Source organism: Gammaproteobacteria bacterium (assembly GCA_016765075.1).
GTDB lineage: Bacteria > Pseudomonadota > Gammaproteobacteria.
On the sequence record JAESQP010000011.1, the window covers coordinates 1 to 12,250 of the forward strand.

Here is a 12,250-nt window from a genome sequence, read left to right on the forward strand (position 1 = left end):
AAAACTCCTACGACGATATACGTTACTTTCTGGAAGTGTCGAAAGAACTGGGTTTAAGACCCACTCTACAAATCTTTGACACTACAAAGCGCCTCTACGCATATTACCCCTGACCCCAACCGCACACGCAAACTTCTACTTCATTCGCGTGAGATAGATCACCTTATTGGTGCAGTAGAACGCAAAGGTTATACGATAGTGCCCACCGCATTATATTGGAAACACGGCCGCGCCAAACTCGAAGTCGGTCTAGCCAAGGGTAAAAAACAACATGATAAGCGCGCCACAGAACGTGATCGCGATTGGGCTCGTAGTAAGCAACGTTTAATGAAAGAGCGCCACTAAATCGATTAATATTCTAGGTCACCCAGCTTACGTTTAAATGTATAGTCAATAGGCTCTTTGATAAGCTTATCTGCTGCCTCACCGACATTGCCACCCAGCGCACTAAACGGTAGTGATACTAAAAAAACCGCGCCACCAATCACGGTAGTAACTAAACCAATTGGCCGAAACACAATAGCATCCAGCACCATTGCCTCGCCTGATCCAGGCTCAATAAAAAACCCGTCATAATGATGGCTCGATGAATAACTCAGCCGGTCGGACGCATGAGCAACAGATAAGACCAGGCAACAAACCATCATCACACTAAAAACCCATGATTGCCTTTTCATAACTCGTCCTCTTCTGATAGTAAAGTTTACAGAAATTATACCGAAACAATGTACTTAACCTGGAAGAAGTACTATTAGGTGCTTAAAATAAACGCAAATATATTGCAGCTTGCATTTGCTTTAGACATACTCAATATTACAACAGCCTGGCCAACACTTTACAATAAAACTAAATAGTGAAGAACAACACATCGATGTCAAAAACGGTATGGCAGCTACTCTTTCTAGCATCTTTGTTGATGATAATGTGGTTTGTTTGGGACAGAAATTCAACTGAAAACAAGTCAAGTGTATTACCATTTTTGGAAAAGGTGGTTGCTCAACCATTACCCCAACTCGTCAAGAACCCACCAAGAACCGCCTATGTTATTGCAACAAATAAGGCTTCCAAGATAAAGCAATCTTTTTTGGCTAGAGAATTTAAAAAAGTAGAGTCATTTATTGAGTCAGAACGTAAAAATGGATACACACCATGGGATCTACGTTCTTGGATTGATTTCTATATCAAACAGTTAAAAGATGACCCTGAAAAAGCAATTTTTGAAATCGAGATTCCCCGCGCCAACGATTGGGTTGAACATTCCCCAGATAACACCTACTCACATAGCTTTAGAGGGCAGGTCTACTATGACCTAGCATGGCAGGCGCGTGGCAAAAAGTTTTCCCGGGAAACACCTGAGTATAGCTTTGATGTGTTTAACCAATATCTGAAACTTGCTGAAATCGATATAAAAAAAGCCTTGGAAATTGATCCAGGTAATGATTTCGCCTGGATGCAACTCATCGCAATCAAACGTCAACGCAGTGGTAACCATCGCGACGAGTTCGACACCCTGCAGAGCGCATTAGAGCAAGTTCCAAATTCATACCGCATTGCCAGCTCATTTTTACACTCACTGCAGCCGAAATGGGGTGGCTCAGAAAAGCTTATGTTCGGCTATGCCAAACATTATGCAGAGCAGGAGCCCCCAGTCTTTACACAACTAATCAGTCAAGCACATAGACATAAAGCGCAATGGATAGCAAGGGAAAAATCTGCATTAGATAAAAAATCAGCGGACTCTGATAAAGATGAAAACACATTTCGGAAGCATTTTTACCGCTATTTTGAGAACGATTCAATTTGGACGGAATACTCGCAAGGATTGAAAAAAGCATTTAAAAATTATCCTAATTACACGGAAGGTCTGTATGAATATGCATGGACCGCCAGAAAAAGTGGCAGAATAGAACTGGCTATAGAATATTTTGAACGAGCAATGCAGGCTGATGCTGCATTCCTTGGCACAGATAAAATCTATTCCTTCGCTAAGTTTCTAAGAAAAGAACGCTACGATGATAAAGCCAACCAATACTATCGCCTATATCTAGATTTATTACCCGATTACACCAACGACAAAGACACCTTCTACGCTGCTGATTATGTTGGTTGGCAGTATTCAAGAAAAGGAGACTGGTTCGCCTCCTTCCCCTACTACAAATTGACCTATGAGTTAGACCCGGAATCCGAAAAAACTGTCGCAAATTACTGTAACGCATTATTTAACATTCATCGTTATGATGAAGGAATACCCTATTGCGAAAAAGCAATTGAGATTAACCCCAATCATAGCTGGTCATATTTTATACTCTCTAAAATTTATGAACGTAAAGGTGACCCCACCATAGCAGCTCAATATATGGAAAAATATGATTCATTCGTACAGTAGCTATCAAATACTATTGCAACACTGCCCAAGCCACTTCGCATTCACCCAATTTCGTTGAAAACTGTGCAGAGTTATCTGTAATCATGACGGAAAATTCCATGGTGCGTTCGACCAACTTCGCCAATAATTGTATGTCTTGCCATTGAAAACGGTAGACGGACACCGGCAACTGTTTAAACTTCACCTGATTCTGGCCCCACCAGACATCTGATTTCGAATTAAAACTGTAAACCTTTACTATTGATGCAAGACGCGTGGCTTTTTTAATTCTAGCTACAGCAGGCTCGCCGAGATCAAGCCATAGAATTAGTTGGCCATCCAAAGAACGCAGCCAAATATCCGGTTCTTCCGCTTCATCAAGCCCTTTAGTAAAGGCCAGATTCTCCTCAGCATTGATACAATAAGCCAATACGCGCGCCATCATGCGTTCTAACGTTTCAGAAGGATGCTGAGCAATGGTTAAATTAAGCGTATCGTAATAATTTCTATCCAGGTCCGATAAAGAAATTCTTAATTTATAAATTGTTGGTTTTAAAGCCACAGGATCATCTTTCCAAGATATTATTTTTATTGTTCACAGTTCAGTATTACTCGGTAATCTTGCCACGCAATAGTTTGGTTTTTCCGCGCCTTACTTTACTGTCCAATCGCCGCTTTTTCGCGCTGCGCGTGGGCTTGGTCGGCCGTCTTGTCTTCTGTACCACCATAACGCCTGTAATTAATTCTTTTAGCCTTGCCAGTGCATCATCACGATTTTTCTCCTGTGTTCGAAATTTCTGTGCCTTAATGACAATAGTACCTTCGTTACTAATGCGCCTATCACGCAAGCTTAATAAGCGCTGCTTACACACATCGGGCAAAGAGGATGCTTTAATATCAAAACGTAGGTGAATCGCCGATGAGACCTTATTAACATTTTGCCCACCAGCACCTTGCGCACGAATCGCTGAAAGTTCAACGTCAGAGTCTGACAAAGCAATATTTTCGGAAATGTACAACACAAGGTTTACCTAGTGAATTAATCATTGGAGGATTAATCATTGCATTGTAACAGCGCCGTACACAAGCAATGGCAGCCATAATGGCAATCAAATGAAATAAACTATTACCTTCTGCTGGTTTTACCATTATAATCACGCTCTTAAAATTCCCGTGTCAGCAAATCTCAGCCTGTCAGCCCCTCTACTACTGATATTAGGCTTAAATACTGGCTCCCAGCCTTTCAGTCCTTTAGGAAACCCACCTTGATCACCACAGCAAATATCACCATGCAGTTTGGTGCCAAACCCCTGTTTGAAGACATTTCGGTTAAATTTGGCGGCGGCAACCGTTATGGCCTCATTGGCGCTAACGGCTGCGGTAAATCTACGTTCATGAAAATATTGGGTGGCGAACTCGACCCGACAGCGGGTAATTTTTCCATTGACACCAACGAACGGCTTGGCAAATTACGCCAAGACCAGTTCGCTTACGAAGACTGTAGCGTGCTCGACACTGTCATTATGGGGCATGAAGAGTTATGGGCGATAAAACAAGAGCGTGATCGCATCTACTCACTTGCAGAAATGAGTGAAGCAGAAGGCATGCAAGTCGCCGAACTTGAAGTCCAATTCGCCGAGATGGATGGTTACACCGCCGAATCTCGCGCTGGCGAATTATTGCTTGGTCTGGATATCCCACTACAACAACATAACGGCTCCATGAGCGCCGTTGCACCGGGCTGGAAATTACGTGTCTTACTGGCACAAGCCTTGTTCTCTGATCCTGATATTTTGTTGCTCGATGAACCAACTAACAACCTCGACATTAATACCATTCGCTGGTTAGAAGACATATTAAACAGCCGTAAAAGCACCATGGTTATTATTTCGCATGATCGACATTTCTTAAACAGCGTTTGCACGCATATGGCTGACCTTGATTATGGCGAATTAAGAATTTATCCCGGCAATTATGATGAATACATGACGGCCTCAACGCAAGTCAGAGAGCAAATGCTCAATAATAATGCTAAAAAACAAGCGCAAATTTCAGAATTGCAAAATTTTGTTAGTCGCTTCTCTGCCAACGCATCCAAAGCAAAACAAGCCACTTCTCGCGCTAAGCAGATTGAAAAAATCAAACTAGAAGACGTTAAACCATCAAGCCGGATGAATCCTTTTATACGCTTTCAGCAAGATAAAAAACTCTATCGTTTAGCTTTAGAAGTACAAAGTTTAAGTAAATATTTTGATGACCTGGAACTCTTTAACCAACTCGACTTAACAGTTGAAGTCGGCGAACGCATTGCAATTATTGGTGCCAATGGAGTGGGTAAAACAACCCTACTTCGTTGCCTCACCAACGATTTGAGTTTAGACGGTGGCACCATAAAATGGTCAGAAAATGCCAATATTGGTTATTATGCGCAAGACCATACGGCAGATTTTGCAACTGATATGACCTTGGTCGAGTGGATGAGCCAGTGGGGTCAAGAAGGCGACGACGATCAAGCGATTCGTGGCACCCTCGGACGCATGCTATTTTCGCGCGATGACATCGAAAAGTCAGTGAAAGTCATTTCCGGTGGCGAACAAGGCCGTATGCTATTTGGTAAGCTTATGCTACAAAACCCTAATATCATGCTAATGGATGAACCGACTAATCACCTTGACATGGAATCTATTGAGTCGCTCAACCTGGCCTTGGAAAACTACAATGGTACGTTACTTTTTGTTAGCCACGATCGTGAGTTTGTTTCATCCCTGGCCACGCGCATCATTGAAATAACAGCCAACGGTGTAGTCGACTTTAATGGCTCTTACGACGAATATTTGCGTAGCCAGGGTGTTGAGTTAGTCAATCGGAAAGCCAGTTAAGAGTTACAAGGATTTAAAAATTGTGGCAACACTTGCCCCTTGATTCTGAAGTTCTATTTGATACATTTATTCTTTTGTCACCAAAGCAATTCTTATCGCATCTAATCTTAACTGCGCACCTTGCAGGTGTTTTTCCAATTCCTGTTGCGCTTGCTTTGCATAAGCAATCTCTTCACTACGAATGTTTGCATTGACTTGAGACAAGGCTTGCAAGCGCTGTAAAACAGCGTCTTGTTCCTCTTGCATTTTGTCTAACGCTTGTCCAACTATGCTTTTCATATCAACGCTAGCTAATGTCTCAGCATGAGTAATCATAGCGCTAATTTGTGGTCTGGCATGGTTTACCAAGTCCTGAGCATGACGTTTATGAACCTTACGCCCTAGCTGATTGAAATGCGTGTGCATCAACACTTTACTCAAATCAGTATGATCACTGTTAACCACAACTCTTACCATACTTAATGGCAAATAGCGTTCTATCTGTAAATGTTTAGGCGCCGGGCAATGGACAATGAAAAGGGCTTCTAACATCAGCGTGCCTTCTTTTAGTGATGGCAACTTTAATGTGCAAAAAGCTGTATTACCAAAATCACCGCTAAGCACCATGTCCATAGCACCCGTCACCATTGGGTGCTCCCAACTCAAAAATTGAATGTCTTCACGGGATAAGGCAATTTCACGGGAAAACGTTGCGGTTAATCCTTCTTCTGGTAAACCAGGGAAATGGTGATGCAACATATGCTCACCAGGCCGCAGTATGGTGCTCGCGGCACTGTGGTGTTCCTGCTCTACGCCAAATTGATCAAATATATTCTCCATGTAATGAGCCAATTCCTGGCGGCGCTCTTCTTCCACTATACCGTCGACAATGTCATCTGCTCGCTGATGATTGTAGGAACTCAGCTCTAACAAACGATCCCTACCTTGCTGCAAGGCTTTAAGCGTCGTAGCCGTCTTGATTTGCGTGTCCGCCAATAATTTTTCCAACCCTTGTTCATCATCTGGTTGCTGCATGCAATCCATCAGTGACTGTTCAAACTCGTTGAATAACGCCAAGCCTGCTGGACAGGTACGCTCAAACGCATTAATGCCCTGGTGATACCAGCGCAATAACACCTGCTGCGCATGGCCTTGATAGAACGGCACATGAAGTTCAACGATATGTCGTTGACCGATACGGTCCAAACGCCCTATTCGTTGCTCTAGCAAATCAGGATTAAGCGGCAGATCAAATAACACCAAGTGATGAGAAAATTGAAAATTTCGCCCTTCACTGCCTATCTCAGAACAGATTAATACCTGTGCGCCCTCTTCATCATCAGCGAAGTAAGCCGCTGCACGGTCTCTTGCTACCAGAGATAAACCTTCGTGAAATACTGCGGACTGAATACCCACACGCAAGCGTAAAAATTTCTCTAGCTCCAATGCCGTATCAGCACGAGCACAAATAATTAATATCTTGTCATCTCGGTGTTCTTTTAACCACGTCACCAACCATTCAACACGACTATCTTCGGAGACCCAATCGCCGCCTAGCACTAATTCTGGCGCAAGTAACGCTGCAATATCGCTACTGTTTACAGAGCTTTTATAACGATCAGGGGCAGCTAAAGGATATTGGTGTAATCGCCGTTCAGAGAACCCCGGCACAGAAGAACGGGTATTACGAAACAAGACCCGGCCGGTACCATGGCGATCGAGTAAATCGTTAATCAAATTTTTAATGACTTTAGCAAGAGTCTCTGCGTTTTCCGGCACACCATTTATTAATGATTGTGTTAACACGCTAATTTTATTGGCCACCTCATCACCTAAATAACCACGCAGTTGCTCAACGAGCGCTTGGTCTTTAAGGCGATCAAAGACATCATCTGCCAATAACACTTGTACCAAAGTATTAACGGGTTGATGGTTTTTTTCTTCTTCAATAAATGCGGCCACATCGTAATAACGATCCGGGTCAAGTAAACGTAATCGCGCGAAATGACTTTCAACCCCTAACTGTTCGGGTGTTGCGGTAAGCAATAACAAACCTCTGGCCTCATTTGCTAACGCCTCTATGCAACGATATGCAGGGCTAGCTTCTTGCTCACTCCATTGTAAATGGTGCGCTTCATCAACTATGAGTAAATCCCAATCCGCTGCCACGGCTTGAGCATGTCGCTGTGGGTTTTCCACTAAAAATGATAGGGTGCACAATACCAATTGCGCACTATCAAATGGATTAAGACTTTCCATCTGTGGCGACTCTGGCGCTGGCTCTAAATCAGCCTCCTCACCAAAAAATGTACTCTCCTGGCCTGCATCGACTTCTTCTAAACCCTGGCAACGTTCTTCATCGAGAATAGTAAAAAATAAATTAAATTTTCGGAGCATCTCCACTAGCCACTGATGCAACAAACTATCGGGAACGACAATTAACACTCGATTGGCACGACCGCTCATTAACTGCTGATGTAAAATTAAACCCGCTTCAATCGTTTTCCCCAAGCCCACTTCGTCGGCGAGCAATAGACGAGGGGCATAACGATTAGTCGCTTCACTGGCGATATATAGTTGGTGAGGTAATAACTGTACGCGGGGACCCAACAAGCCTCGTGCAGATGACTGCTGCAAACGTCGAATATGCTCCAAAGTCTCATAGCGTAATTGAAAAGCCTTGGATTTATTGATTTGCCCAGCAAATAAACGATCCTGGGGTTTGCTAAATTGAATAGCGCTATTCAATTCAAGCTCAGGAATAACGACAAGATTAGCATCCGCATCAACACACTGATATATCAAGCAACCCTTATTTTCTATCACCTCGGTGACAACCAATAGTTGCTGATCTTCCGTTTCTATCTCTTCACCTTTGACATAGTAGACACGGCTGATGGGGGCATTATCAATAGCATACGTACGCCGCTCACCCGCAGCAGGGAAGCTGATTTCAACCCGGCGATTAGTGGAATCAACGACAATACCTAAACCCAATTCGGCTTCAGTATTACTCACCCAGCGCTGGCCAAGCACAAAAGACGCTACAGACATAAAACAACTCACTCAAAGAGAAAAAACAGAGGACACAACAAAAGCGGTGGATAGTAAGGGGTTCTGCAATGAGGGACAAGGATATAACCAAAGAATCTCTGGTTACGTTCGTTTCCATCATCTCCACGCAGGCGAAGATGCAGATAATTCACTGAGTTATGGATTTCCGTCTACGCGGGAATAACGTTACTCAGATCTTCCTAAATTAAAGTAGCCGATGGCAAGCTATGGATAACCCTTCTCCTGTTAAGCAAGAAGTGCTACAAACCCCTGCTTAACCATGTACCAATGAAATACGCAACACTTCAAATTTTTTAATACAAGCTACCACATTAAATCATCAGGGATTTTATAATCTGCGTAAGGGTCATCTTCACTCGACTCCGTTGCCCTGTTGTCCTCACAAGGCGAGCAATGAATAATGCACAGCGCATCTCGCTGCTTTATTTTATCTGCCACAGGCATCGGCACTAACTCGTAGTTATCATTTAGCTTGGCTATCGCTAAACGACCTGAGGTCAAATATTTGTGTATCAACGTGGAAACATGAAGACGTTTAACCACATTGGCGTCAGTGAAATGATAAACACACTCGCCATCACGCTCTTTAACACGGTTACTTTCGATTAACTGCTTGATCTGCGCTACAATCGCCTTGCATTCCGACGCTTCTTTTTTCTGCTGATTCAGCAGACGATCACGCCCCACCTTTTCAGCATGAGACTTTTGCGCCAACAGTTTCGCTTCATCTAAAGGTACAGGCGTGCCTTTCTTCGCCTTCTGTTTCTTGTTTTTATATTGGCCCTGTCTGACTTTTTTGGCCTTCTTTTCGTCGACCAGGCCAGTCTGCTGCAACTGCTCAAAAAGTGAATTTCCCATGAGCTGTGCTCCCGTGTGTATTTTGTTTAAAGGGGATTACCCGCTCAGCCAGTAATCGGATAATATAGAATACTCATTGAGTCGGCTGATTAATTAGGGCTATCCAGAGACTTTTTTTTTGCCCAATCACATACAGTAATGGGATCAGTAAAGAGCTTAGAATTGGGTATTAATATCTTATCGCCGTCTTTACATAGCTCGGTATAACGCAAATCGATGGCCACCACCGTGCCCTCATAGCCTGAAATTTTTATATGGTCACCCATTTCAAAAGGCCGATACAAACTAATCAGCACCCCTGACAATAGATTGGAAATTGTATCTTTAAGCGCAAAACCCAATGCAAAACCGGTCAGGCCCAGCCCGGCGATCATTGCAGAGACATTAACGCCGAGAACACCTAAAGATGCGACAAAGCCAAACAGAACCAATACGATGCCGGTAACTTGCGAAACAAGTGACGCAATATGACTCTCTAAATACAGGCTCTGCGAGATTTTATTTATTGCAGGCTTTATGACTTTGGACAACAGCAAGAAAACAAGCAGAACAAAAATAGCCGCGCCCACCTTGGGCGCCCACAATACTAAGCCAGCCATAAACGATTGAAAAATCGATTCCATAACTTAATCAATCACTCCCGCACCTGTTAATCTCACTTAACCATCGCCAGAAAACTACTTTTGTACAATAATCGCCTTGAGTTCAGCAAATTTCGCATCAACCAAAACCTTGTCTGCACGCGACTCCAAGTTTACGCGCAATACCGGTTCGGTATTCGAACTACGTACGTTTAAACGCCAGTTTTCAAATACCATATCAATGCCGTCTATGCGCAGCATTTTAAATGGTTCATTCCAATTATGAGATTCAATACGCTGAATCACTGCTTTGGCATCATCTACGGTAAAGTTTACTTCGCCGGAACTTGGGTACTTGGCTATACGGTCTTTGACCATCGACGATAATGGCTGGCCACTGATACAAATCAGTTCTGCGACTAATAGCCATGGAATCATGCCGCTATCACAATAGGCAAAGTCGCGGAAATAATGGTGGGCACTCATCTCACCGCCATAAACCGCATCTTCTTTACGCATACGCTCTTTAATAAAGGCATGGCCGGTTTTAGACATAATCGGCACACCACCATTGGCTTCAGCAATATCAACTGTATTCCAATAAACACGCGGATCATAAATCACTTTTGCACCCGGGTTTTTCTTCAAGAAAGCCTCGGCCAATAAACCAACGATATAATAGCCCTCAATAAATTCGCCGTTTTCATCAAACAAAAAACAACGATCAAAATCACCATCCCAGGCAATACCCATATCGGCTTTATACGTAATCACCGCATCGGCCGTATCCGCACGATTCTCCGGCAATAAGGGATTCGGAATACCATTAGGAAATGTCGGGTCAGGCAAGTGATTCACTTTGATAAACTCGATAGGCACCCGCAAGGCATTAAAACGCGCCTCGATAGCGTCAATGACATGGCCGGCCGCACCATTGCCCGAGTTAACCACCAACTTCAGCGGTTTAATCAACGGCAAATTGATATAACCGAGCAAATGTTCGACATAAGCATCAAGTATTGATTGCTGAGTGTAGTTACCACGATCGGCGTCGATCGTTACAGCAAAGTTATTTTCCTCGGCCAAACGTTGAATATCGCGTAAGCCTGTATCCCCGGAAACAGGACGACTACCTTCACGTACCAGCTTCATACCGTTGTAATCAATCGGATTATGCGAGGCAGTTACTTCAATACCGCCATCTACTTCTAGATGCGTGGTCGCAAAATAGATCTCCTCCGTGCCCACCATACCAATATCAATCACATCAACACCCGCATCTTGCAAACCATTGGCCAGCGCCAATTTCAGCGATTCAGACGTTTCACGCACATCACCACCCACCACCACTGTCTTGGGTTGTAGATAGGCACCAAAAGCACGACCAACCCGATAGGCAACGTCTTCATCAAGCTCTGTACCTAGCTGGCCACGGATGTCATAGGCCTTAAAGCAAGTCAAAGTAGATGAGGTTTTCGATAGGTTACTGCTTTGTGTCATGTGCCTTCCCGTCAAGATAATAAAAAATAATAGGCTATATCATGTCATCATACAGATGCCGAATATCAGCGCAAACTGAATCTACGAGTTATCGGCCACTAGTTGTGTAAATTATACTAAGTTGCATGATTTTCCCTGCTTAAGGCAACACAATGATAAGCGCCAACCATGAACAATAGAGGCATCTTAAAGATCGCTGCCAGCATTATTATGCTGGCACACGCGTCAGCCTGCTCTTCGACAACACATACCAATGTAGATAACGTCATTGAATTACCCAACTACTCGCTTAAATATTCAGTGGAGACCAGTGCTAAAAAAAGCACCATTTGGAAACTGTGGAGCGATGTCGAAAATTGGAAAAAATTCGACACGATATTAGAATATTCTTATCTCGTTGATAACGCCGAATTCAAAACGGGTTCTATCGGTTACTTAAATGCTAAAGGAGCACCTAAAACAAAATTCATACTAACCGAAGTGAATGATGGAATCTCATTTACCGAAAGCCTAAAAATCCCGCTTTATCAAACCATCGACCTGCAACGCTATTTTGAAATAAACAATAAAGGCACTACCACCTTCACCCACGAAGTCAACTTCAAAGGATCACTAAAAAGTATTATGTATTTTCTGCTCAGCGGAACGTTTAAAAGCGAACTGATTCATGTCATGGAAAATCTAAAAAAAGTCGCTGAAAGCGAAGAACAAGATGCCCTAGAGAAACATAGAGACACACAGCAAAACAACTAAGAACGCACACGTCGATTAAAACCGGGCGTTTACCTGCTCTGCTACAAGCTGGATTGTATTATTAAACCCTTGTTTTTTTCTAAAAAAACCTCATACTTATAAAAGTACACGCTAGTACTAACAACCATATCGGGGGCGACTTGGCTTCGACGTGGGTTGCAAAACCGGCGGTGCATGCCGAGGGTGCAGATTTCCTCGTAAATCCATTCTGCTAGCAAGTAATTGCAAACGACGAAAACTACGCTCTAGCTGCTTAACCC

At 43.3% G+C, this 12,250-nt stretch carries 11 protein-coding genes and 1 other RNA gene; 5 read left to right on the forward strand and 7 right to left on the reverse strand.

Annotation, left to right across the window (positions count from 1 at the left end):
* Window positions 1–75 precede the first annotated feature (75 nt).
* A complete protein-coding gene (locus tag JKY90_00660) occupies window positions 76–345 on the forward strand; it encodes an SsrA-binding protein (GenBank protein ID MBL4850784.1) in 270 nt (89 codons plus the stop codon).
* Between the two features lie 5 nt (window positions 346–350).
* Here JKY90_00660 and JKY90_00665 read toward each other — a convergent pair whose 3' ends face one another.
* Window positions 351–677: a hypothetical protein gene (locus JKY90_00665; GenBank protein ID MBL4850785.1), complete on the reverse strand. Its 327-nt coding sequence runs from the start codon at window positions 675–677 to the stop codon at window positions 351–353.
* Between the two features lie 194 nt (window positions 678–871).
* Between JKY90_00665 and JKY90_00670 the strand changes: the two genes are divergently transcribed.
* Entirely contained in the window at window positions 872–2,386 is a 1,515-nt protein-coding gene (locus JKY90_00670) for a tetratricopeptide repeat protein (GenBank protein MBL4850786.1), read from the forward strand.
* Between the two features lie 10 nt (window positions 2,387–2,396).
* Here the strand turns inward: JKY90_00670 and JKY90_00675 are convergent, their stop codons facing one another.
* On the reverse strand, window positions 2,397–2,927 hold the full coding sequence (locus tag JKY90_00675) for a YaeQ family protein (protein ID MBL4850787.1): 531 nt from the start codon (window positions 2,925–2,927) through the stop codon (window positions 2,397–2,399).
* Between the two features lie 46 nt (window positions 2,928–2,973).
* On the reverse strand, window positions 2,974–3,387 hold the full coding sequence (gene arfB / locus JKY90_00680) for an aminoacyl-tRNA hydrolase (protein MBL4850788.1): 414 nt from the start codon (window positions 3,385–3,387) through the stop codon (window positions 2,974–2,976).
* Window positions 3,388–3,630: 243 nt separating this feature from the next.
* On the opposite strand from arfB, the gene JKY90_00685 reads away from it, so the two are divergent.
* Window positions 3,631–5,244, forward strand: a complete 1,614-nt coding sequence (locus JKY90_00685; protein ID MBL4850789.1) for an ABC-F family ATPase — start codon at window positions 3,631–3,633, stop codon at window positions 5,242–5,244.
* A gap of 66 nt (window positions 5,245–5,310) precedes the next feature.
* Here JKY90_00685 and rapA read toward each other — a convergent pair whose 3' ends face one another.
* The 4 genes from rapA to JKY90_00705 form a co-directional block, all read right to left on the reverse strand.
* Window positions 5,311–8,277: an RNA polymerase-associated protein RapA gene (gene rapA, locus JKY90_00690; protein ID MBL4850790.1), complete on the reverse strand. Its 2,967-nt coding sequence runs from the start codon at window positions 8,275–8,277 to the stop codon at window positions 5,311–5,313.
* Between the two features lie 324 nt (window positions 8,278–8,601).
* Window positions 8,602–9,156: a DUF2058 domain-containing protein gene (locus JKY90_00695; GenBank protein ID MBL4850791.1), complete on the reverse strand. Its 555-nt coding sequence runs from the start codon at window positions 9,154–9,156 to the stop codon at window positions 8,602–8,604.
* Between the two features lie 89 nt (window positions 9,157–9,245).
* On the reverse strand, window positions 9,246–9,779 hold the full coding sequence (locus JKY90_00700) for a mechanosensitive ion channel (GenBank protein ID MBL4850792.1): 534 nt from the start codon (window positions 9,777–9,779) through the stop codon (window positions 9,246–9,248).
* A gap of 54 nt (window positions 9,780–9,833) precedes the next feature.
* A complete protein-coding gene (locus tag JKY90_00705) occupies window positions 9,834–11,237 on the reverse strand; it encodes a phosphomannomutase CpsG (GenBank protein ID MBL4850793.1) in 1,404 nt (467 codons plus the stop codon).
* A 168-nt stretch (window positions 11,238–11,405) separates the two neighbouring features.
* Between JKY90_00705 and JKY90_00710 the strand changes: the two genes are divergently transcribed.
* Together JKY90_00710 and ssrA are read left to right on the forward strand one after the other, a co-directional pair.
* Window positions 11,406–11,990: a hypothetical protein gene (locus tag JKY90_00710; protein ID MBL4850794.1), complete on the forward strand. Its 585-nt coding sequence runs from the start codon at window positions 11,406–11,408 to the stop codon at window positions 11,988–11,990.
* Window positions 11,991–12,121: 131 nt separating this feature from the next.
* Window positions 12,122–12,250, forward strand: a transfer-messenger RNA (tmRNA) gene (gene ssrA / locus JKY90_00715); the annotation flags it as partial.

Coding starts and splice junctions, on each gene's coding strand:
- JKY90_00665 (MBL4850785.1), bottom strand. CDS start 677: ATGAAAAGGCAATCATGGGTTTTTAGTGTGATGATGGTTTGTTGCCTG.
- JKY90_00670 (MBL4850786.1), top strand. CDS start 872: ATGTCAAAAACGGTATGGCAGCTACTCTTTCTAGCATCTTTGTTGATG.
- rapA (MBL4850790.1), bottom strand. CDS start 8,277: ATGTCTGTAGCGTCTTTTGTGCTTGGCCAGCGCTGGGTGAGTAATACT.
- JKY90_00695 (MBL4850791.1), bottom strand. CDS start 9,156: ATGGGAAATTCACTTTTTGAGCAGTTGCAGCAGACTGGCCTGGTCGAC.
- JKY90_00700 (MBL4850792.1), bottom strand. CDS start 9,779: ATGGAATCGATTTTTCAATCGTTTATGGCTGGCTTAGTATTGTGGGCG.
- JKY90_00705 (MBL4850793.1), bottom strand. CDS start 11,237: ATGACACAAAGCAGTAACCTATCGAAAACCTCATCTACTTTGACTTGC.
- JKY90_00710 (MBL4850794.1), top strand. CDS start 11,406: ATGAACAATAGAGGCATCTTAAAGATCGCTGCCAGCATTATTATGCTG.